Genomic DNA, 21254 nt, shown 5'->3' with positions numbered 1-21254 from the left:
TCCGCGCCTTCTCCGCGCCCTCTCCGCGCCTTCTCCGCGCCTTCTCCACACCCTCTCCACACCCTCTCCGCGCCCTCTCCGCGCCCTCTCCGCGCCCTCTCCGCGCCCTCTCCACACCCTCTCCACACCCTCTCCACACCCTCTCCGCGCCTTCTTCCCGCCGGCTCCCCCTCGGCAGCGCGCTCGCCCCGCGTTCGCAGCTGGACCCGAGTCCGTGCGGGCTCCACGCCCTCTTTCGCCGGTCCGGCCGCCGCCTCCCGTATGCACGCGCCCGGCCAGCCCCATGTGCGGCGCCGGTGCCGCTCCAACACCCGTTCCGTCGCGAACGCAGCCGTTTTTCGGTCAATTCACCGCGTTCCGGCGCCTTTTTTCACGCGTCGCACGCTTTGCCGGTATGCTATTCGCCAGCCGCGCCGGCCCCGCCCGCTTCCGGGCCGCGCCCGCATCCCGTCACCAAGCATCACCAAGCAAAAAGCACAAGCCACGTGGGAGATCCTATGCACGTCAAGCTGTTCGCCGCGGCCGCGGTCGCCGCCGCACTCGCCGCCCCCGGCCTCGCTGCCGCCAAGCCGCTCACCGTCTGCACGGAATCGAGCCCGGACGGCTTCGACGTCGTGCAGTACAACTCGCTCGTCACGACCAACGCATCGGCCGACGTGATCTTCAACACGCTCGTGTCGTACGACGAAGCCGCGAAAAAGGTCGTGCCCGCGCTCGCCGACAAATGGGACGCGAGCGCCGACGGCCTCACCTACACGTTCCACCTGCGCCCGAACGTCGCGTTCCAGACCACCGACTATTTCAAGCCGGGCCGCGCGCTCGACGCGGACGACGTCGTGTTCACGTTCACGCGGATGCTCGACGATGCGAACCCGTGGCACAAGGTGGCCGGCGCGAGCGGCTTCCCGCACGCGCAGTCGATGGGCCTCGTGAAGCTCGTGAAGTCGGTCACGAAGGTCGACGACAGCACCGTGAAGTTCGTGCTGAACGAGCCGAACGCGACGTTCGTGCCGATCCTGACGATGGGCTTCGCGTCGATCTACTCGGCCGAATACGCGGACCAGCTGCTGAAGGCCGGCAAGCAGGCCGACCTGAACGCGAAGCCGGTCGGCACGGGCCCGTTCGTGCTGAAGAGCTATACGAAGGACGCGCTGATCCGCTACGACGCGAACCCGACGTACTGGGGCACGAAGCCGAAGGTCGACCGGCTGATCTACGCGATCACGCCCGACCCGTCGGTGCGCCTGCAGAAGGTGAAGGCCGGCGAATGCCAGATCGCGCTGTCGCCGAAACCGCAGGACGTGCTCGCCGCGAAGGGCGAAAGCGCGCTGAAGGTCGTGCAGACGCCCGCGTTCATGACCGCGTTCGTCGCGCTGAACACGCAGAAGAAGCCGCTCGACAACGACAAGGTGCGCGAGGCGCTGAACCTCGCGTTCGATCGCGCGACCTACCTGAAGGTCGTGTTCGACAACACCGCGACGGCCGCGAACAACCCGTATCCGCCGAACACGTGGAGCTACGCGAAGGACGTCGCGCCGTATGCGTACGATCCCGCGAAGGCGAAGCAGCTGCTCGCGCAGGCCGGCTTCCCGAACGGCTTCTCGACGACGATCTGGACGCGCCCGACCGGCAGCGTGCTGAACCCGAACCCGAAGGTCGGCGCGGAGCTGCTGCAGGCCGACCTCGCGAAGATCGGCGTGAAGGCCGACGTGAAGGTGATCGAATGGGGCGAGCTGATCAAGCAGGCGAAGCTCGGCCAGCATGACATGCTGTTCATGGGCTGGGCCGGCGACAACGGCGATCCGGATAACTACCTGTCGCCGCTGTTCAGTTGCAATGCAGTGAAGTCGGGCATCAACTTCGCGCGCTTCTGCGACGCGCAGCTCGACAAGCTGATCGTCGACGGCAAGTCGACCGCCGACCAGGCCAAGCGCACGAAGCTGTATGAAGCCGCGCAGAAGATCATCCACGACCAGGCGCTGTGGATCCCGCTCGGCTACCCGACCGCCGCGGCGCTCACGCGCACGAACGTGAGCGGCTATCGCGTGAGTCCGTTCGGACGGCAGAACTTCACGACGGTCGCCGTGCAGTAACCGCGCGTGGCGCGCAAGCGACGGCGTTCGCGCCGCTCGCTTGCGGCCCGCGCGCCCCGCTTGCTACACTCCGCTCCTATTCCTCATACCGGACGCCAGCCAAAGTGAACAACTAAGCCTTCCCAAAATGTTTTCGCCGCCGTGCCACGCACGCCGCGCGAAGGTCTTCACGCATTTTCGGAGGTGCTTATGGCTGCAGCCACGCCCACCGGCGCGCTCGTCGCGCTTCATCACGTTTCCTTCCGCTTCGACGACGGCTTCGCGCTGTTCGATTCGCTCGACCTTTCCATCGATCGCACGCCGACGGGCATCGTCGGCCGCAACGGCATCGGCAAGAGCCAACTCGCGCAACTGATCGCGGGCCGCTGCGCGCCGAGTTCGGGGACGATCGACCGGCATGTGCCGGTCGCCTACGTCGCGCAGCAGCACAACGACGACGCTGCGGCCGGCCCGCGGACCGTCGCGCAGATCGCCGCGCTCGATGCGCCGCTCGGCGCGCTTGCGCGTCTCGCGACCGGCCGCGCGGAGCCGCACGACTTCGACCTGATCGGCGATCGCTGGGATCTCGCCGAGCGGCTGCGCGCGGCACTCGACGCGGCCGGCCTGCACGATGTGCGACCCGACACGCCCGCGCACGCGCTGAGCGGTGGCCAGCTCGCGCGCGTCGCGCTGATCGGCGCATTGCTGTCCGGCGCCGGCCTGCTCGTGCTCGACGAACCGACCAACCATCTCGACGCGCCGGGCCGCGCATGGCTGTGCGCGGCGCTCGACGGCTGGCGCGGCGGGCTCGTGATCGTGAGCCACGACCGTGCGCTGCTCGCCGAAGTGCAGCGCATCGTCGAACTGACGCCGCAAGGCGCACGCTCGTACGGCGGCAACTACGCGCTCTACCGCGCGCAGCGCGACGCGGAACAGGACGCCGCGCAGGCGGCACTCGATCATGCGCGCACCGAGCGCGGGCGCGTGAGGCGCAGGCTCGAACAGGAACACGACACGATCCAGCGTCACGCGGCCGGCTCGCTGCGCGATGCGAAGACGGCCAATCTGTCGTCGATGGCAAAACAGAGTCGCAAGGGTGCGGCGCGCAACATCATGGGACAGGTCCGGCGCCAACAGGACGAATTCAAGGCAACGCTCGACGAACGCGTGCAGCAGGCGGCCGCGCGCGTCGAAGCCGATGCGCCCGTGCTCGTGTCGCTGCCCGGCACCGAGGTCAGCGCGCGCCGCCAGTTGTTCACGCTCGAACGCGCGCAACTGCCGTGGCGCGCGGCCGGCGATGCGGATGCGGATGCGGATTCAATCACGTGGTCGGCGAGCGGCGCCGTGCGCATCGCGCTGACGGGCCCGAACGGCTGCGGCAAATCGACGTTGCTGCGGATGCTCGCGGGCGAGCTCGCGCCGCGTTCAGGCACATGCACGACGCACGTGAGCGCCGCGTATCTCGACCAGCGGCTCGCGCTGCTCGCCCCCGAGCGCTCGATCGTCGAGCAGCTGGGGCTGCTCGATACGCCGCTCGCCGAAGGCGACCTGCGCAGCCGTCTCGCACTGTTGCAGCTCGACGCGACACGCGCGACGCAGCCGGCACGCCAGCTGAGCGGTGGCGAACGGCTGAAGGCCGCGCTCGCGTGCGCGTTGTGGCGCGGCACGCCCGCGCAACTGCTGCTGCTCGACGAGCCGACCAATCACCTCGATCTCGAATCGGTGCGCGCGATCGAAGCCGCGCTGGCCGGCTTCCCGGGCGCGATCGTGGTCGCGTCGCACGACACCGCGTTTCTCGCGGCGCTCGAACCGACGCACACGATGCAATGGCATCGCGACGGGTGGCGCTACGAACCCGTCGTGTAAGGAGAACGAAGCGCTATCGGCCGGCGGTGCTGAACCGCAGCACGCCGTCGTCGCCCTGCTCGCGCACGAGTTCGCCCGCGAGCCACAGCAGGTTCAAATGCGCGAGCGCCTCGCCGAGCGCGAACGTCATCTGGTGGATGTCGAGCTCGCGGCGGCGGAACATGATCGGCACGATGTCGGCCGCGCTCATCGGCTGCTCCGCGCACGCGACGCGCACTTCGTCGAGCCGCGCGTCGTGGTGTTCGCGCAGTTGCACGATGCGCGTGCGCACGCCGCGGAACGGCTTGCCGTGCGACGGCAGCACGAGCGTATCGGGCGCCATCGTCTCGTAGCGGCCGAGCGACTGCAGGTACAGCGCGAGCGGGTTCGCTTCCGGCTCGAGGTCGAACACGGACACGTTCGTCGAGATGCGCGGCAGCACCATGTCGCCGGAGATCAGCACGCCGTCCGCTTCGCTGTGCAGCGCGCAATGTTCAGGCGAATGGCCGTAGCCGGTGACGACGCGCCACGTGCGCACGCCGATCGTCACCGCGTCGCCTTCGCGCAGGCGCCGGTAGCGCGGCGGCACGGCCGGCACGAGATCGGAGTAGTAGCTGCGGCGGTTGCGCAGCTTGTCGAGTGCGGCGGGATCGGTCAGCCCGTGGCGCGCGAAATGATCGGCGGCGGCCGCGCCGCCCGCGTTCGAGCCGTTGCCGGCCGCCATCAGGCAGCCGAACATGTATTCGCCGAGCGTCATCCACAGCCGCACGTTCCAGCGCCCCTTGTCGCCGCCTTCGCACAGCCAGTTCGCGAGCCCGAAGTGATCGGGGTGGCAGTGCGTGACGAGCACGCGCAGCACGGGCAGGCCGTCGAGATGCGTATCGAAGATCTGCTCCCAGTGCGTGCGGATCGCATCCGACGAGATCCCGCAATCGACGATCGTCCAGCCGGCCTGCCCGTCGATCTCGTCGCGCAGCAGCCACAGGTTGATGTGATCGAGCGAGAACGGCAGCGGCATGCGCAGCCAGCGCACGCCGGGCGCGACCTCGAACGTGTCGCCCGCGGCGGGCAGCGTGTCGGCGAAGGGATAGTCGAGTTGGTGTTCCAGTGCGTTCATCGGTGGGGCGTCTCGTCGTTATCGGTGCGAATGCGCGCCGGCGGCAGGCCGCGGCGGGCGGTGCGTCGATTCTATCGCCGTCGCGCGAAACGCGTGCCCGGCCGCCGCCGGCCCGCTAAAAAAGTTCGTGTCAGAATCGGTTCCGTACCCGTATCTTTACGCGAAGATGCACCGAACTGCGCCCAACGACGGATAACCCGACGCGTGGCCGGCCGGCCACGCGTCGCCGCAAAGTCTTTGATCCGCCCGCTTGGGCGCTAAAATGGCGAGTGCTTACAGCCCCTCCTGAACGAGCCTGCACGCAATGAATCACTTCCCCAAACTGCTGTCGTCACAGATCGGTTTCGACGTCGCGCAGACGATGCTCGAAAACTTCGACCGCCACTACCGGATCTTCCGCGAAGCGGCCGTCGAGGCGAAGACGCTGTACGAGCGCGCCGACTGGCACGGGCTGCAGCGGCTCGCACGCGAACGGATCACGTCGTACGACGATCGCGTGCAGGAGTGCGTCGAGGTGCTGGAAGACGAATACGACGCGGAGAACATCGACGACGAGGTCTGGCAGCAGATCAAGCTGCACTACATCGGCCTGCTCACGTCGCACCGCCAGCCCGAGTGCGCGGAGACGTTCTTCAATTCGGTGTGCTGCAAGATCCTGCACCGCTCGTATTTCAGCAACGACTTCATCTTCGTGCGCCCGGCGATCTCGACCGAGTATCTCGAGAACGACGAGCCGGCCGCGAAACCGACCTACCGCGCGTATTACCCGGGCACCGACGGGCTCGCAGTCACGCTCGAACGCATCGTCACGAACTTCCAGCTCGACCCGCCGTTCGAGGATCTCTCGCGCGACATCGCGTGCGTGATGCAGGCGATCCACGACGAGTTCGGCCACTTCGACGAAGCGCCGAATTTCCAGATCCACGTGCTGTCGTCGCTGTTCTTCCGCAACAAGAGCGCGTACATCGTCGGCCGCATCATCAATGCCGACCGCGTGCTGCCGTTCGCGGTGCCGATCCGCCACGTGCGCCCGGGCCTGCTCGCGCTCGACACCGTGCTGCTGCGCCGCGACCTGCTGCAGATCATCTTCAGCTTCTCGCACTCGTATTTCCTGGTCGACATGGGCGTGCCGTCCGCGTATGTCGACTTCCTGTGCACGATCATGCCCGGCAAGCCGAAGGCGGAGATCTACACGTCGGTCGGCCTGCAGAAGCAGGGCAAGAACCTGTTCTACCGCGACCTGCTGCACCACCTGTCGCACTCGAGCGACCGCTTCATCGTCGCGCCCGGGATCAAGGGCCTCGTGATGCTCGTGTTCACACTGCCGTCGTTCCCGTACGTGTTCAAGATCATCAAGGATCACTTCCCGCCGCCGAAGGAAACGACGCGCGCGCAGATCATGGAGAAGTACCAGCTCGTGAAGCGCCACGACCGCCTCGGGCGGATGGCCGACACGCTCGAGTATTCGAGCGTCGCGCTGCCGCTCGCGCGGCTCGACCATGCGCTCGTGCGCGAGCTCGAGAAGGAAGTGCCGTCGCTGCTCGAATACGAGGACGACAACCTCGTGATCAAGCACCTGTACATCGAGCGCCGGATGACGCCGCTGAACCTGTACCTGCAGAACGGCACCGACGCGGACATCGAGCACGGCGTGAAGGAGTACGGCAACGCGGTGAAGGAGCTGATGAAGGCGAACATCTTCCCCGGCGACATGCTGTACAAGAACTTCGGCGTCACGCGCCACGGCCGCGTCGTGTTCTACGACTACGACGAGATCGAGTACCTGACCGACTGCAACGTGCGCCGCGTGCCGGCGCCGCGCAACGAGGAAGACGAGCTGTCCGGCGAACCGTGGTATACCGTCGGCCCGCACGACATCTTTCCGGAGACCTACGGGCCGTTCCTGCTCGGCGACCCGCGCGTGCGGGACGTATTCATGAAGCATCACGCGGACTTTTTCGATCCCGTGCTGTGGCAGACGAGCAAGGACAAGCTGCTGCAGGGCGAATTGCCCGATTTTCATCCGTACGACGTCGCGCTGCGCTTTTGCGTGCGCTACCCGGAGCGCTTCGGCGCGGCGGACCAGAACGACGGTGAAGGCGACGCGCAGCGCGCCGCCTGACGCCGGTTATACCGAACCCGATATCGACCCGAGTTCCGAAAACGGAATCCACACCGATGAACACCCCAGTCAACCCGCTCTCGCACCTGTTCGACAACAACGACGCCTGGGTCAGGCGCAAGCTCGCCGACGATCCCGAGTTCTTCACGCGCCTCGCCGACCAGCAGGCGCCGGAGTATCTGTGGATCGGCTGCTCGGATTCGCGCGTGCCCGCGAACCAGATCATCGGCCTGCCGCCGGGCGAAGTGTTCGTCCACCGCAACATCGCGAACGTCGTCGTGCACAGCGACCTGAACTGCCTGTCGGTGATCCAGTTCGCGGTCGACATCCTGCGCGTGAAACACATCATGGTCGTCGGCCACTACGGCTGCTCGGGCGTGAACGCGGCGCTGCACAACCGCCGCGTCGGCCTCGCGGACAACTGGCTGCATCACGTGCAGGACGTGCGCGAGCGCCACGCGGCGCTGCTCGACGAATGGCCGGTGGGCGAAGCGCGCTATCGCCGCCTGATCGAGCTGAACGCGATCGAGCAGGTCGTCAACGTGTGCCGCACGACGATCGTCAACGACGCATGGGCACGCGGCCAGTCGCTCACCGTGCACGGGCTCGTGTACGGCGTGCACGACGGCCGGATGCGCAACCTCGGGATGGCCGTGTCGAACTTCGAAGCGCTCGACGAAACCTACAAGCGCTGCGTCGCCGCGCTGACCGCGGGCGGCCAGCATGCGCCCGACAACGACATGGTCGCCGCCGATGCCGCGCAAATGAACGAAGTCGCGCAGGCGGTGGTCGATACGCTGAAGCCTTGCACGGACGCGGAGTAAGCACGCGTTCCGCGGCGGCGGCGACGACGCAACGGCAACCTGCATCGAACTGACCTGACGCCGTCACCACGGCACTGCAAAGGAGCGGCGAACATGAAAACCGTACTGATCGTCGGCGCATCACGCGGCCTCGGCCGCGAATTCGTCCGTCAATACCGGCGCGACGGCTGGAACGTGATCGCCACCGCACGCGACGACGCGTCGCTCGCCGCGCTGCGCGCGCTCGGCGCGCAGGCGCATGCGCTCGACATCGCGCAGCCCGAGCAGATCGCGGCGCTCGGCTGGAAGCTCGACGGCGAGCGGCTCGATGCGGCCGTGCTCGTGTCGGGCGTCTACGGGCCGCGCACCGAAGGCGTCGAGACGATCACCGCCGAGGATTTCGACGCGGTGATGCACACGAACGTGCGCGGGCCGATGCAGTTGCTGCCGATCCTGCTGCCGCTCGTCGAGGATGCGCGCGGCGTGCTGGCCGTCGTGTCGAGCCGGATGGGCAGCATCGCCGAGGCGACCGGCACGACCGGCTGGCTGTACCGCGCGAGCAAGGCCGCGCTGAACGACGCGCTGCGCATCGCGTCGCTGCAGACGCGCCATGCGGCGTGCATCTCGCTGCATCCCGGCTGGGTGCGTACCGACATGGGCGGCGCGCAGGCCGCGATCGATCCGGAAACCAGCGTGACCGGCATGCGCCGCGTGATCGCCGAAGCCGGTGCGGACGTGTCGCAGGCAAACGGCCGCTTCTTCCAGTACGACGGCATCGAGCTGAGCTGGTGAGCCGCGGTCACAACCGAGCGTCGTTAATTCCCGTTTCGCATGATTTTGAACCGACCTGACGCGTGCCCGTGCGGCGGCGCATCCCCTGCTCCCGCCGGCAAAGCGCCGGCCCCGCGCTACGCGGCCTGCTGCGGCCGCTTCATCGACGGCGGCGAAGCCGCGCCGAGCGCGCTCGAATTGATGCGTTCGCGGTACAGCGCATACGTGCTCGGCGCAACCGGCTACCTGCGCGCGACGTGGGCCGCGCGCACCTGCCCGCCCGATCTCGACACCGACCCCGATGCACCCGACGCGCCGCGCTGGCTCGGCCTCGCGGTGAAACGCCATGTGCCGCTCGACGAACGGCACGCGGAGGTCGAATTCGTGGCCCGCTACAAGGTTGGCGGACGCGCTTACCGGCTCCACGAGACGAGCCGTTTCGAGCGCGACGAGCACGGTTTCTGGCGCTATGTCGACGGCGAAGTAAGTGAGCGCTGACAAATAGTTGCTGTGTCAGACGCCGGGTAATTCCCGCATTGCACAACCCGATTTTGTCAGGCTACGATGGCCGTCAGATTGGTCATGTTGCATGGCAGGGCTTACGAATGGCGTTCAGCAAGGTATTGGTGGGATGGATGGCGGCCGGTGCGCTGTCGGCCGCTCAGGCCGGTGCGCTGCCGAACGCAAACACGGGTGCCGGCACCGCCAGCGGGTCGCTCGCCCACGCCGAGCGCTTCGATTACGGCGGCGCGAACCTGCCGCAGGTCACGGCCGACCTCAACGAACAAATCCTCCGCATTCCGGCCGATGCTTCGGGCTCCGTCACGCTCGAGGCGACACTCTTCAAGCCGGACGGCCCCGGCCCGTTCCCGCTCGTCGTCTTCAACCACGGCAAGAACACCGGCGATCTCCATCTGCAGCCGCGCAGCCGGCCGCTTGCGTTCGCGCGCGAATTCGTGCGCCGCGGCTATGCGGTGATCGCGCCGAACCGCCAGGGCTTCGCCGGTTCGGGCGGCACCTACCAGCAGGAAGGCTGCAACGTCGGCAAGAACGGTCTCGCCCAGGCGGCCGACGTCGACGCGACGGTGCGCTACATGTCGCGCCAGTCGTATGTCGATGCGTCGCGCATCGTCGTCGCCGGCACGTCGCACGGCGGCCTCGCGTCGGTCGCGTACGGCACCGAAGCCGCACCGGGCGTGCGCGGCATCATCAACTTCTCCGGCGGGCTGCGCCAGGACCTGTGCGACGGCTGGCAGCGTAACCTCGTCGATGCATTCGACCAGTACGGCGCGCACACGGCCGTGCGGTCGCTCTGGCTGTACGGCGACAACGATTCGGTGTGGACGCCCGCGCTCGTCGCGCAAATGCACGACGCGTACGTGTCGCACGGCACGCAGGCCCAGTTCATCGATTTCGGGCGCTACAAGGACGACGCGCACCGGCTGATCGTCGATCGCGACGGCGTGCCGGTCTGGTGGCCGGCCGTCAACGCGTTCCTCGAGAAACTGAACCTGCCGACCTCGGTGCGCTATGCGGTCGCGAACCCGCACGAACCGAAGGCCACCGGCTATGCGGCCATCGACGCGGTCAACGCGGTGCCTTACGTCGACGAAGCCGGCCGCGAAGGCTATCGCCGCTTCCTGAACCAGCATCCAAGCCGCGCGTTCGCGGTGTCGTCGGAAGGCGCGTGGTCGTGGGCCGAAGGCGGCGACGACCCGATGGCGCTCGCGCTCGACAACTGCGCGAAACAGGGCGCGGGCGCGTGCCGGCTGTATGCGGTCAACGACCGCGTCGTGTGGAACGCGAACACGACGCAGACGGCCGACAACGGCGACGGCAACACGCGCGACACCGATACGCACGCGCTGGCTTCGCGCTGACGCGCGGCGGGCCGCCCGCCGCGCCTTTTTCGCTTCCGTTCCTGCCTCCCGCGTCATTCTTCCGTGCGCGATCGCATCGCGTGTCGTCGCATACGCGCGCTCGCGCCACCACGCCATCGCCTGCCGCCCTCGCGGCCCGCTCTCACTCCGGATTCCGCAGACCATTCGGCCGCCGCCTTTCGCGCGTGGCGTGGCGTCGCCCGCTTCGCCGCGCCCCTTCGATCCCTGATTTTTCGCGATCGCGCCGCGCGCCGCCCCGCGATTTTTTCTGTCGGGGGGGCTCACTCGAACGTCGTCATCTGCGCTCATTTCGGCGCATCTGAACCGTACCGTTCCGAGCCGCTCCGATCTGCGCCGAACTCCCACCCAGCAAGGCTTTGCGACGTTTGTAACCGCTAGTGCAACGTGTCGCGGAACACGCTAATCTCAGCGCGTTTTGGAATCTGCCGCGCGGCATCCCGTCGATGCCGCGCGGCCGTTTTACCCTTCGGAGTTGCCTTGAGTACGCCAGCCACCGACGACTGGGTCGCGCGCAGCCTGCGCGCGGTCTGGCATCCCTGCACCCAGATGAAGCACCACGAGCGCCTGCCGCTGATCCCGGTCGCGCGCGGCGCGGGCGTGTGGCTGTACGACCGCGAAGGCCGTCGCTACTTCGACGCAATCAGCTCGTGGTGGGTCAACCTGTTCGGACATGCGAACCCGGACATCAACGCGGCGCTGAAGGACCAGCTCGACACGCTCGAGCACGCGATGCTCGCCGGCTGCACGCACGAGCCCGCAATCGAGCTCGCCGAGCGGCTGCACGCGCTCACCGCGCGCACGCTCGGCCATGCGTTCTTCGCGTCGGACGGCGCATCGGCCGTCGAGATCGCGCTGAAGATGAGCTTCCACGCGTGGCGCAACCTTGGCCGCGCGAACAAGCAGGAATTCGTCTGCGTCGCGAACAGCTATCACGGCGAGACGATCGGCGCGCTCGGCGTGACCGACGTCGCGCTGTTCAAGGATGCGTACGACCCGCTGATCCGCCATGCGCACGTCGTCGCGTCGCCCGATGCGCGCGGCGCGCTGCCGGGCGAGACGGCCGCCGATGTCGCGGGCCGCGCGCTCGCGGACGTGCGGCGCCTGTTCGTCGAACGCGGCGACCGGATCGCCGCGCTGATCGTCGAGCCGCTCGTGCAGTGCGCGGCCGGCATGGCGATGCACGATCCGTCGTACGTGCGCGGGCTGCGCGCGCTGTGCGACGAATTCGGCGTGCACCTGATCGCCGACGAGATCGCGGTCGGCTGCGGCCGCACCGGCACCTTCTTCGCGTGCGAGCAGGCCGGCGTGTGGCCCGATTTCATGTGCCTGTCGAAAGGGATCAGCGGCGGCTACCTGCCGCTGTCGCTCGTGCTCACGCGCGACGACGTGTTCGCGGCGTTCTACGACGACGACACGACGCGCGGCTTCCTGCACTCGCATTCGTACACCGGCAACCCGCTCGCATGCCGCGCGGCGGTCGCGACGCTCGACCTGTTCGCACGCGACGACGTGCTCGCGCAGAACGCACGCAAGTCGGCCGCGATGCGCGCCGCGCTCGCACCGCTCGACGCACACCCGCAGGTGCGCCACCTGCGCGAACGCGGCACGCTGTTCGCATTCGACGTCGCGCTCGACGGCGACGCGGCGCGCGGGTTCTCGCGGCGCTTCTTCGAACGCGCGCTCGAACGCGAGCTGCTGCTGCGCCCGATCGGCACGACCGTGTACCTGATGCCGCCGTACGTGATGAGCGACGACGACATCGCGTGGCTCGCGCAGCGCACGCGCGACACGCTCGACGCAACGCTCGCGGAGATTGCATGACGAAACAGCCCCCCCATCCCCCGGAAGCAGATCCGTCGCGCGAGGCGGCCCGGCGGGAGGCAGCGACGACGCCCCTGCTCGACACGCTGCAGCGCGGCCTCGCCGATCTCGACGCGCAAGGGCTGCGCCGCGTGCGCCGCATCGCCGACACCGCGTGCGACGCGCGCATGACCGTCGACGGCCGCGAGATCGTCGGTTTCGCGAGCAACGACTACCTCGGCCTCGCCGCGCACCCGGCGCTCGTCGCCGCGTTCGCCGAAGGCGCGCAGCGCTACGGCTCCGGCAGCGGCGGCTCGCACCTGCTCGGCGGCCATTCGCGCGCGCACGCGACGCTCGAGGACGAACTCGCGGGCTTCGCGGGCGGCTTCTCCGACGCACCGCGCGCGCTGTACTTCAGCACCGGCTACATGGCGAACCTCGCCGCGATGACCGCGCTCGCCGGCAAAGGTGCGACGATCTTCTCCGACGCGCTGAACCACGCATCGCTGATCGACGGCATGCGGCTGTCGCGCGCGAACGTGCAGGTCTACCCGCATGCGGACACCGCCGCGCTCGCCGCGCTGCTCGAAGCATCGGACGCCGAAACGAAACTGATCGTCAGCGACACCGTGTTCAGCATGGACGGCGACGTCGCGCCGCTCGCCGAACTCGTCGCGCTGGCCGAACGCCACCGCGCATGGCTCGTCGTCGACGACGCGCACGGCTTCGGCGTGCTCGGCCCGCAGGGCCGCGGCGCACTCGCGGCCGCCGCGCTGCGTTCGCCGAATCTCGTCTACGTCGGCACGCTCGGCAAGGCGGCCGGCGTCGCGGGCGCGTTCGTCATCGCGCACGAGACCGTGATCGAATGGCTGATCCAGCGCGCGCGCAGCTACATCTTCACGACGGCCGCGCCGCCGGCCGTCGCGCATGCGGTATCGGCCAGCCTGAAGGTGATCGCGGGCGACGAAGGCGACGCGCGCCGCGCGCATCTCGCCGCGCTGATCGAGCGCACGCGCGCGCTGCTGCGCAACACGCGCTGGCAACCCGTCGATTCGCACACGGCCGTGCAGCCGCTCGTGATCGGCAGCAACGACGCGACGCTCGCCGCGATGCGCGCGCTCGACGCGCACGGCCTGTGGGTGCCCGCGATCCGGCCGCCGACGGTACCCGTCGGCACGTCGCGACTGCGCGTGTCGCTGTCGGCCGCGCATTCGTTCGACGATCTCGCGCGGCTCGAAGCCGCATTGATCGAAGCCAGCGAGGCAGCAGCATGACAGCCCCGCTCTCGCTTTTCGTCACCGGCACCGACACCGAAATCGGCAAGACCTTCGTGTCGGCCGCGATGCTGCACGGCTTCGCGCGGCACGGCCTGCGCGCGGCCGCGCTGAAGCCGGTCGCGGCCGGCGCGTACGAGCGCGACGGCATCTGGCGCAACGAGGATGCCGACCAGCTCGATGCGGCCGCGAACGTCGTGCTGCCGCCCGAGCTGCGCACGCCGTTCCTGCTGAAAGCACCGGCCGCGCCGCATATCGTCGCCGCGCAGGAAGGCGTGACGCTCGACCTCGACACGATCGTCGCGTGCCACCGCGAAGCGCTGACGCGCGCGGACATCGTCGTCGTCGAAGGCGTCGGCGGCTTTCGCGTGCCGCTGAACGACACGCAGGACACAGCCGATCTCGCGGTCGCGCTCGGCCTGCCGGTCGTGATGGTGGTCGGCGTGCGGCTCGGCTGCATCAGCCACGCGCTGCTGACGGCCGACGCGATTCGCCAACGCGGCCTCACGCTCGCGGGCTGGGTCGCGAACCACGTCGACCCGGCCATGTCGTTCGCCGACGAGAACGTCGCGACGATCCGCGACTGGCTCGCGCGCGAGCATCGCGCGCCGCTGCTCGGCCGCATCGCGCACCTGAGCCCGGCCGCTCCCGAATCCGCCGCGGCGATGCTCGACATCGCCGCGCTCGTCGAGTCGCTGCGCGCCGCGCAGCATTGACCCAACCGATCCCCCAATCCCGCCCAGGACAGGAAAACGAAATGACCCAAGCCCAGACCGCCGCCGTGCAACCCGACGCGATTCCCGTGGCCGCACCGGCCCCGCAGCGCTGGCGCGTCGCCGACGTCGTCGCGCTGTTCGCTCTGCCGTTCAACGACCTGATCTTCCGCGCGCAGCAGGTGCATCGCGAGCACTTCGATGCCAACGCGGTGCAGCTGTCGACGCTGCTGTCGATCAAGACGGGCGGCTGCGAGGAAGATTGCGGCTACTGCTCGCAGTCGTCGCATCACGACACGGGCCTGAAGGCCGAGAAGCTGATGGACGTCGACACGGTGCTCGACGCCGCGCGCGCCGCGAAGGCGAACGGCGCGAGCCGCTTCTGCATGGGCGCCGCGTGGCGCAACCCGAAGGAGCGCCACATGCCGGCGCTGACCGAGATGGTGCGCGGCGTGAAGGAACTCGGCCTCGAAACCTGCATGACGCTCGGCATGCTCGAGGACGAACAGGCGCAGCAGCTCGCCGACGCGGGCCTCGACTACTACAACCACAACCTCGACACGTCGCCGGAGTTCTACGGCCAGGTGATCTCGACGCGCACATACCAGGACCGCCTCGACACGCTCGACCGCGTGCGCGACGCGGGCATCAACGTGTGCTGCGGCGGCATCATCGGGATGGGCGAGTCGCGCCGCGAGCGCGCGGGCCTGATCTCGCAGCTCGCGAACCTGAACCCGTATCCGGAATCGGTGCCGATCAACAACCTCGTCGCGATCGAAGGCACGCCGCTCGAAGGCACCGCGCCGCTCGACCCGTTCGAATTCGTGCGCACGATCGCGGTCGCGCGCATCACCATGCCGAAGGCCGTCGTGCGCCTGTCGGCCGGCCGCGAGCAGCTCGACGACGCGATGCAGGCGATGTGCTTCCTCGCCGGCGCGAACTCGATGTTCTACGGCGACCAGCTGCTGACGACGAGCAACCCGCAGACGCAGCGCGACCGCGCGCTGTTCGAGCGCCTCGGCATCCGCGCGAGCCAGGCCGACGCGCTGTCGGACAACGCGTAAGCGAAACGGCGGCCGGCGGGCCGGACCTGCGAACGAAAAAGCCGGGGAATGCCCCGGCTTTTTCGCATCCGCACCGGCGATTCAGACTGCACCACCCAGCGCCCGCGGCTCCATGAACGTGTGCCGGAAATAGTCGCGCACCGCGTGCATCGCGGGGCTCAGCTCGATGTTCTTGCGCCACGCGAGGCCCACGCTCATCGGCGGGACCGGATCGCGCAGCACGATCGTCTCGATGCGCCGCCCCTCGAGCGACCACGGGCGATACACCATGTCGGACAGGATCGCGACGCCGCTGCCGTTCGCGACCATGCTGCGCACGGCCTCGACCGACGACGTGCGCAGGATCACGTTCGGCCGGTACGGCGTCTCGTTCCAGTAGCGCAGTGCCGTCTGTCCTGCCTCGTCCACCGTCAGCATCACGAACGGCTCGCGCGCGACCTCGGCGAACGTGACGCTCTCGCGCCTGAGCAGCGGATGATGCGCGCCGACCCACAGCCTGCGCACGGAATGGATCACGGGCTCCAGCACGAGCTCGGGGTTCGACACGTTCGACGTGAGCAGCACGGCCATGTCGTAGCGGCCCGCGATCAACCCCTCCTCGATCGACTCGCGGTTCAGCTCGTGCAAGTGGATCGTCAGCCGCGGATAGAGCGTGTTCAGCCGCAGCACGTGATGCGGCAGGAAGTAGCCCAGCACCGTATAGCTCGCGGCGATCGCGAGCGTGCCCGTCAACGTGCTTTCGAGATTCGGGATCCGCATCGCCTCGTCGACCGACGACAGGATCGTGTACGCGTGATTGAGAAAGCGCCGCCCGGTGTCGGTCAGCGTCACGCCCGCCGACGTGCGCAGGAACAGCTGCGTGCCGAGACTGTCCTCCAGCTCCCTGATCGCGCTCGTCACGGCCGACTGCGAGATGGTGAGCTGGATCGCCGCCTGCGAAATCTGTCCGAGCTCGGCGGTCGCGACGAAGTACTTGAGCTGTCTGAGGGTCAGGGCCATGTGTGGTCGAAAACCGATGAGGGCGCGACAAACATCATATCAACCGTTCCGCCGACGCCAATCCCGCGCCGGCGAAGCATGCTGCGCCCAGTTCCGGCGGCGCTGTGCGGTCGATCCGGGGGGTATCTGAAAAATCGATACCGTCGCATACAAAAATAGAACTATTTTGACGCACCCCACACGGCTAACCTCCGTTCAACACGGTTTCGCGCTGCGCCGCCGCGCACGCGAACCGGAGAACCTGGAGGAACGAACCGTATGAGGAAGCACAGCGTCGACCTGAATTCCGACATGGGCGAAGGCTTCGGCCCGTGGACGATCGGCGACGGCGTCGACGAGCAGATCATGCCGCTCATCAGCTCGGCGAACATCGCCACCGGCTTTCATGCCGGCGATCCGAACATCATGGCGCGTACGGTGCAACTCGCGCGCGACGCCGGCGTCGGCATCGGCGCGCATCCCGGCTTTCGCGACCTCGTCGGCTTCGGCCGCCGCACGATCGCCGAAACGCCGCAAGCGCTCGTCAACGACATCCTGTACCAGCTCGGCGCGCTGCGCGAATTCGCGCGCCTGAACGGCGTGAGCCTGCAGCACGTGAAGCCGCACGGCGCGCTCTACATGCACGCAGCGGCCAGCGAGGCGTTCTCGCGGCTGCTGATCGAGACGCTGCAGCGCGTCGATCCCGGCCTGTGGCTGTACTGCATGGAAGCGTCCGTCACCTACCGCGTCGCCGCCGAATACGGTCAGCCGGTGATCCGCGAGTTTTACGCGGATCGCGACTACGACCGCAGCGGCTCGATCGTGTTCACGCGCCGCGTCGGGCGTCTCGACCCGCGCCAGGTCGCCGACAAGGTGCTGCGCGCCTGCATCGACGGCAAGGTGCGCACGATCGACGGCGATCACATCGACATCGATTTCGATTCGGTCTGCATCCACAGCGACACGCCGGGCGCGCTCGACCTCGTGCGCGAAACGCGCGACGCGCTGGTCCGCGAAGGCATCCGGACCGCCGGCCCGCAGCCGCTCGCCGCTCGTCACTAATTCGATCCAAGGAGACACACGATGGCATTGCACGATATCGTCAGCCCGCTGCCGGGCACCTTCTACCGACGCCCGGCGCCCGACGCGGACTACTACGTCGCGGTCGATGCGGCGGTCGCCGCCGGCGCCGTCGTCGGCCTCGTCGAAGTGATGAAGCAGTTCACGGAGATCGAAGCCGACATCGCCGGCCGCGTCGCCGAGCTGCTCGTCGACGACGGCGAGCCGGTCGACGCGGGCCAGGTGCTGATGCGGATCGAGGGGTGACGCGATGAATCCGGCAACCTTCTCCGGCGCGTTCTATCGCCCGTCGCGAATTCGTACCGTGCTGGTCGCGAACCGCGGCGAAATCGCGGTGCGCGTGATACGCGCGGCGCGCGAGCTCGGCATGCGCGCGGTGGCCGTGGTCAGCGACGCGGATCGCGACAGCCTCGCCGCGCGCATGGCCGACGAAGCGATCCACATCGGCTCGTCGCATGCGGCAAAGAGCTACCTGAATCCCGCCGCGATCCTCGACGCCGCGCGGCAATGCGGCGCGGACGCGATCCATCCGGGCTACGGCTTCCTGTCCGAGAACGCCGCATTCGCGGCGCAGGTCGAGGCGGCCGGCCTGATCTTCGTCGGCCCGGCCTCGCAGGTGATCGCGACGATGGGCGACAAGGCGCGCGCCCGCGACACCGCGCGGCGCGCAAACGTGCCGACGGTGCCCGGCAGCGACGGCGTCGTGCAGTCGCTCGACGACGCGCGGGAAGTCGCCGCGCGCATCGGCTACCCGATCATGATCAAGGCAGCCGCGGGCGGCGGCGGGCGCGGCATCCGCGTCGCGCACGACGCCGCGCAGCTCGACGCCGAACTGCCGCTCGCGCAGCGCGAGGCGCAGGCCGCGTTCGGCGACGGCGGCGTCTATCTCGAACGCTTCATCGCGCGCGCCCGGCATATCGAGGTACAGGTGCTCGGCGACGGGCGTGATGTCGTCCATCTGTTCGAGCGCGAATGCTCGCTGCAGCGTCGCCGCCAGAAGATTCTCGAGGAAGCGCCGTCGCCGTCGCTCGCACCGGCGCAGCGCGACGCGCTGTGCGCGTCGGCTACGCGCCTCGCACGCGAAGTCGGCTATCGCAGCGCGGGCACGCTCGAATACCTGTTCGACGAAACGCGCGGCGAGTTCTACTTCATCGAGATGAACACGCGCATCCAGGTCGAGCATCCGGTGACCGAGGCGATCACCGGCATCGATCTGGTGCGCGAGACGCTGCGCATCGCCGACGGCGAACCGCTGCGCTTCGCGCAGCAGGACATCGCGATGCGCGGCGCGGCGCTCGAATGCCGGATCAACGCGGAAGATCCGCTGCAGGAGTTCCGCCCGAATCCCGGCCGGATCGACGCACTCGTGTGGCCGACCGGCCCCGGCGTGCGCGTCGATTCGCTGCTCTATCCGGGCTACGTCGTGCCGCCGTTCTACGATTCGCTGCTCGCGAAGCTGATCGTGCACGACGAGAGCCGCCCGGCCGCGCTGCAACGGCTCGCGCGCGCGCTCGGCGAACTGCACGTCGGCGGCGTGAAGACCACCGCGCCGCTGCACGTCGCGCTGCTCGCTGACGACGACGTGCGCGCCGGGCGCTACCACACGAATTTTCTCGAAGCGTGGATGCCGCAGTGGCGCGAAGCCGCAACGGCCGCCGCGCGCGAGCAAACAACCGAGGACGCCGCGCGCGTCGGGGAGGCCCTGTGACGACCCGTTATACGTTCGGCGGCGACGAGTTCGTGTTCGTCGAGATCGGCGAAGCCATGTCGCTCGACGCGTTCTTCAAGGGCACGGCGATCACGCGCGAGTTGCAGCGGCGCGCGGTGCCGGGCATCACCGAAATCTGTCCGGCGAACGCGTCGTACCAGGTGCGCTACGACCCGGACGTGATCGATCCCGACGCGCTCGTCGCGCTGCTGAAGACGGTCGAGGCCGACGTCGGCGAAGCGTCGCTCGAACTCGACACGCGCATCGTCGAGATACCCGTGCTCTACAACGACCCGTGGACGCATGAAACGCTGATGCGGTTTCGCGAGCGCCACCAGGATCCGTCGTCGACCGATCTCGAATACGCGGCACGCATCAACGGCAAGCGAAGCGTCGACGAATTCATCGCCGCGCACTCGGGCTCGCCGTGGTTCGTGTCGATGGTCGGCTTCGTCGCGGGCCTGCCGTTCATGTACCAGATGGTCGAGCGCGCGCGCCAGCTCGAAGTGCCGAAATACCTGCGCCCGCGCACCGACACGCCGAAGCTCACCATCGGCCACGGCGGCTGTTTCGGCTGCATCTATTCGGTGCGCGGCGCGGGCGGCTACCAGATGTTCGGCGTGACGCCCGCGCCGATCTTCGATCCCGCGCAGCGGCTCGACTACCTGCGCGACTTCATGGTGTTCTTCCGGCCCGGCGACATCGTGAAGTTCACGCCGATCGACCGCGCTGCGTACGACGCCGCCGTCGCGGCCGTCGAAGCCGGCACCTTCTCCCTGCGCGTGCGTCCCGTGAAGTTCTCGCTCGACGCATTCCTGCGCGATCCCGACGCCTATAACCGCTCTCTCGTCGAGGTGCTGCATGCAAGCTGACGCGCACAACGTGATCGAGGTCGTGAAACCCGGCCTCGCGACATCGGTCCAGGACACGGGCCGGCAAGGCTACTACCACGTCGGCATTCCGCCGTCGGGCTCGCTCGACCAGTACGCATCGCGCGCGGCGAACCTGCTGGTCGGCAACCCCGAACAGGCGGCCGTGCTCGAATGCACGCTGCTCGGCCCCGAGCTGATGTTCCATGTCGACGCGCTGATCGCCGTCACGGGTGCCGAGATGACGCCGAAGATCGACGGCGTCGGGCAGCGCTGCAACGTCGCGCTGCGGATCCGCGCCGGCAGCGTGCTGTCGTTCCACTACGTGAAGGGCGGCGCGCGGGCGTACCTGGCCGTCGCGGGCGGCATCGACGTGCCGGTCGTGCTCGGCAGCCGCTCGACGTACACGCTCGGCGCGATCGGCGGTCATGCGGGCCGGCGTCTGCAGAAAGGCGACCGGCTGCCGATCGGCGCCGTGCGCGGCACGCACCGCGAAGGGCTCGAACTGCCGGCTTCCGTGAGCCGGCCGCTCGACAGCCAGGTCGAGCTGCGCGTGCTGCCGGGCCTGTACCACTACCGGCTCACCGACGCATCGGCGCAGACGTTCTTCGACGACGAGTGGACCGTCGCGCCCGAAGCGGATCGCATCGGCTACCGCTACAAGAACGGCCGCCCGTTGCAGTTCCGGCCGCGCGAGCAGCCGTTCGGCGCGGGCGCCGATCCGTCGAACATCGTCGACGCGTGCTACCCGATCGGCTCGATCCAGGTGCCGGCCGGGCTCGAGCCGATCATCCTGCATCGCGATGCGGTGTCGGGTGGCGGCTACGCGACGATCGGCACGGTCATCAGCGCCGACATGGACCTGATCGGCCAGATGCAGCCGAACCACCGTGCGCGCTTCGTGCGCGTGACGATGGCCGAAGCGCTCGCTGCGCGCCGCGAGTACCAGCGGCGCCTCGCGCTGCTGCGCGCCGTGCTGCAGGACTGAGCGCCGCACGCCCGGCCGTCGCGCCGGGCGCCGTGTGCGGCTGCACGCCGCCTCCGCTTCGCGCTTTCCGCGCTTCGCTGTCCGTTTCCCGCCCGCGCGGCCACGCGCCGCGCGGCGGGGACGCCTGCGCGTTTTTTCTGCCGGACCGG

General features: G+C 68.6%; 18 protein-coding genes. 16 read left to right on the top strand and 2 right to left on the bottom strand.

Annotated elements, in window-relative coordinates:
• Positions 1 to 497 precede the first annotated feature (497 nt).
• On the top strand, positions 498 to 2093 hold the full coding sequence (locus OEJ37_RS03875) for an ABC transporter substrate-binding protein (RefSeq protein WP_174419922.1): 1596 nt from the start codon (positions 498 to 500) through the stop codon (positions 2091 to 2093).
• Positions 2094 to 2282: 189 nt separating this feature from the next.
• Positions 2283 to 3938: an ABC-F family ATP-binding cassette domain-containing protein gene (locus OEJ37_RS03870; protein WP_263343251.1), complete on the top strand. Its 1656-nt coding sequence runs from the start codon at positions 2283 to 2285 to the stop codon at positions 3936 to 3938.
• A 13-nt stretch (positions 3939 to 3951) separates the two neighbouring features.
• Here OEJ37_RS03870 and OEJ37_RS03865 read toward each other — a convergent pair whose 3' ends face one another.
• On the bottom strand, positions 3952 to 5034 hold the full coding sequence (locus tag OEJ37_RS03865) for an MBL fold metallo-hydrolase (protein WP_175919471.1): 1083 nt from the start codon (positions 5032 to 5034) through the stop codon (positions 3952 to 3954).
• Between the two features lie 304 nt (positions 5035 to 5338).
• Here OEJ37_RS03865 and aceK point away from each other — a divergent pair, with 304 nt between their 5' ends.
• The 9 genes from aceK (at position 5339) to bioB (ending at position 15482) form a co-directional block, all read left to right on the top strand.
• Complete coding sequence (gene aceK, locus OEJ37_RS03860) at positions 5339 to 7156, top strand: bifunctional isocitrate dehydrogenase kinase/phosphatase (RefSeq protein ID WP_174419925.1); 1818 nt, start codon at positions 5339 to 5341, stop codon at positions 7154 to 7156.
• 56 nt (positions 7157 to 7212) lie between these two features.
• Entirely contained in the window at positions 7213 to 7980 is a 768-nt protein-coding gene (gene can, locus OEJ37_RS03855) for a carbonate dehydratase (protein WP_034179177.1), read from the top strand.
• Positions 7981 to 8073: 93 nt separating this feature from the next.
• Complete coding sequence (locus OEJ37_RS03850) at positions 8074 to 8751, top strand: SDR family oxidoreductase (protein WP_152858608.1); 678 nt, start codon at positions 8074 to 8076, stop codon at positions 8749 to 8751.
• Between the two features lie 39 nt (positions 8752 to 8790).
• The gene (locus OEJ37_RS03845) at positions 8791 to 9228 is read left to right on the top strand and encodes a YchJ family protein (RefSeq protein WP_152858606.1); all 438 of its coding nucleotides are present in this window, start codon (positions 8791 to 8793) and stop codon (positions 9226 to 9228) included.
• Between the two features lie 107 nt (positions 9229 to 9335).
• The gene (locus OEJ37_RS03840; RefSeq protein WP_152858603.1) at positions 9336 to 10610 is read left to right on the top strand and encodes a dienelactone hydrolase family protein; all 1275 of its coding nucleotides are present in this window, start codon (positions 9336 to 9338) and stop codon (positions 10608 to 10610) included.
• A 498-nt stretch (positions 10611 to 11108) separates the two neighbouring features.
• Positions 11109 to 12452, top strand: coding sequence for an adenosylmethionine--8-amino-7-oxononanoate transaminase (gene bioA / locus OEJ37_RS03835; RefSeq protein WP_174419927.1), 1344 nt, complete (start codon positions 11109 to 11111; stop codon positions 12450 to 12452).
• The gene (gene bioF / locus OEJ37_RS03830; RefSeq protein ID WP_411859235.1) at positions 12449 to 13705 is read left to right on the top strand and encodes an 8-amino-7-oxononanoate synthase; all 1257 of its coding nucleotides are present in this window, start codon (positions 12449 to 12451) and stop codon (positions 13703 to 13705) included. Before bioA ends, bioF begins: the two co-directional genes overlap by 4 nt.
• A complete protein-coding gene (bioD, locus tag OEJ37_RS03825; RefSeq protein ID WP_263343248.1) occupies positions 13702 to 14421 on the top strand; it encodes a dethiobiotin synthase in 720 nt (239 codons plus the stop codon). The genes bioF and bioD overlap by 4 nt, the downstream gene beginning before the upstream one ends.
• Before the next feature lie 41 nt (positions 14422 to 14462).
• Positions 14463 to 15482, top strand: coding sequence for a biotin synthase BioB (gene bioB, locus OEJ37_RS03820; RefSeq protein WP_034179184.1), 1020 nt, complete (start codon positions 14463 to 14465; stop codon positions 15480 to 15482).
• An 81-nt stretch (positions 15483 to 15563) separates the two neighbouring features.
• On the opposite strand, the gene OEJ37_RS03815 is transcribed toward bioB, so the two are convergent.
• Positions 15564 to 16481, bottom strand: coding sequence for a LysR family transcriptional regulator (locus OEJ37_RS03815; RefSeq protein ID WP_175919476.1), 918 nt, complete (start codon positions 16479 to 16481; stop codon positions 15564 to 15566).
• A gap of 258 nt (positions 16482 to 16739) precedes the next feature.
• Here OEJ37_RS03815 and OEJ37_RS03810 point away from each other — a divergent pair, with 258 nt between their 5' ends.
• The 5 genes from OEJ37_RS03810 to OEJ37_RS03790 are packed head-to-tail and all read left to right on the top strand — an operon-like array spanning position 16740 to position 21105.
• On the top strand, positions 16740 to 17522 hold the full coding sequence (locus tag OEJ37_RS03810) for a 5-oxoprolinase subunit PxpA (protein ID WP_175919477.1): 783 nt from the start codon (positions 16740 to 16742) through the stop codon (positions 17520 to 17522).
• 21 nt (positions 17523 to 17543) lie between these two features.
• Positions 17544 to 17786 (top strand): acetyl-CoA carboxylase, encoded by a 243-nt coding sequence (locus OEJ37_RS03805; protein ID WP_174419931.1) that lies wholly within the window; start codon positions 17544 to 17546, stop codon positions 17784 to 17786.
• Positions 17787 to 17790: 4 nt separating this feature from the next.
• Positions 17791 to 19248: an acetyl-CoA carboxylase biotin carboxylase subunit gene (locus tag OEJ37_RS03800; protein ID WP_263343247.1), complete on the top strand. Its 1458-nt coding sequence runs from the start codon at positions 17791 to 17793 to the stop codon at positions 19246 to 19248.
• The gene (locus tag OEJ37_RS03795; RefSeq protein WP_174419933.1) at positions 19245 to 20120 is read left to right on the top strand and encodes a 5-oxoprolinase subunit B family protein; all 876 of its coding nucleotides are present in this window, start codon (positions 19245 to 19247) and stop codon (positions 20118 to 20120) included. The genes OEJ37_RS03800 and OEJ37_RS03795 overlap by 4 nt, the downstream gene beginning before the upstream one ends.
• On the top strand, positions 20110 to 21105 hold the full coding sequence (locus tag OEJ37_RS03790) for a biotin-dependent carboxyltransferase family protein (RefSeq protein ID WP_174419934.1): 996 nt from the start codon (positions 20110 to 20112) through the stop codon (positions 21103 to 21105). The genes OEJ37_RS03795 and OEJ37_RS03790 overlap by 11 nt, the downstream gene beginning before the upstream one ends.
• Positions 21106 to 21254: the final 149 nt, after the last annotated feature.

The organism is Burkholderia sp. BKH01 (assembly GCF_025685725.1).
Taxonomy (GTDB): Bacteria; Pseudomonadota; Gammaproteobacteria; order Burkholderiales; family Burkholderiaceae; genus Burkholderia; species Burkholderia pyrrocinia_C.
This window is presented reverse-complemented; position numbering and strand designations above follow the sequence as displayed.

What these genes read in the sequence shown, in the direction of transcription:
- OEJ37_RS03875 (WP_174419922.1), top strand. Translation starts at nt 498, where the DNA reads ATGCACGTCAAGCTGTTCGCCGCGGCCGCGGTCGCCGCCGCACTCGCC.
- OEJ37_RS03870 (WP_263343251.1), top strand. Translation starts at nt 2,283, where the DNA reads ATGGCTGCAGCCACGCCCACCGGCGCGCTCGTCGCGCTTCATCACGTT.
- OEJ37_RS03865 (WP_175919471.1), bottom strand. Translation starts at nt 5,034, where the DNA reads ATGAACGCACTGGAACACCAACTCGACTATCCCTTCGCCGACACGCTG.
- aceK (WP_174419925.1), top strand. Translation starts at nt 5,339, where the DNA reads ATGAATCACTTCCCCAAACTGCTGTCGTCACAGATCGGTTTCGACGTC.
- can (WP_034179177.1), top strand. Translation starts at nt 7,213, where the DNA reads ATGAACACCCCAGTCAACCCGCTCTCGCACCTGTTCGACAACAACGAC.
- OEJ37_RS03850 (WP_152858608.1), top strand. Translation starts at nt 8,074, where the DNA reads ATGAAAACCGTACTGATCGTCGGCGCATCACGCGGCCTCGGCCGCGAA.
- OEJ37_RS03845 (WP_152858606.1), top strand. Translation starts at nt 8,791, where the DNA reads ATGATTTTGAACCGACCTGACGCGTGCCCGTGCGGCGGCGCATCCCCT.
- OEJ37_RS03840 (WP_152858603.1), top strand. Translation starts at nt 9,336, where the DNA reads ATGGCGTTCAGCAAGGTATTGGTGGGATGGATGGCGGCCGGTGCGCTG.
- bioF (WP_411859235.1), top strand. Translation starts at nt 12,449, where the DNA reads ATGACGAAACAGCCCCCCCATCCCCCGGAAGCAGATCCGTCGCGCGAG.
- bioD (WP_263343248.1), top strand. Translation starts at nt 13,702, where the DNA reads ATGACAGCCCCGCTCTCGCTTTTCGTCACCGGCACCGACACCGAAATC.
- bioB (WP_034179184.1), top strand. Translation starts at nt 14,463, where the DNA reads ATGACCCAAGCCCAGACCGCCGCCGTGCAACCCGACGCGATTCCCGTG.
- OEJ37_RS03815 (WP_175919476.1), bottom strand. Translation starts at nt 16,481, where the DNA reads ATGGCCCTGACCCTCAGACAGCTCAAGTACTTCGTCGCGACCGCCGAG.
- OEJ37_RS03810 (WP_175919477.1), top strand. Translation starts at nt 16,740, where the DNA reads ATGAGGAAGCACAGCGTCGACCTGAATTCCGACATGGGCGAAGGCTTC.
- OEJ37_RS03805 (WP_174419931.1), top strand. Translation starts at nt 17,544, where the DNA reads ATGGCATTGCACGATATCGTCAGCCCGCTGCCGGGCACCTTCTACCGA.
- OEJ37_RS03800 (WP_263343247.1), top strand. Translation starts at nt 17,791, where the DNA reads ATGAATCCGGCAACCTTCTCCGGCGCGTTCTATCGCCCGTCGCGAATT.
- OEJ37_RS03790 (WP_174419934.1), top strand. Translation starts at nt 20,110, where the DNA reads ATGCAAGCTGACGCGCACAACGTGATCGAGGTCGTGAAACCCGGCCTC.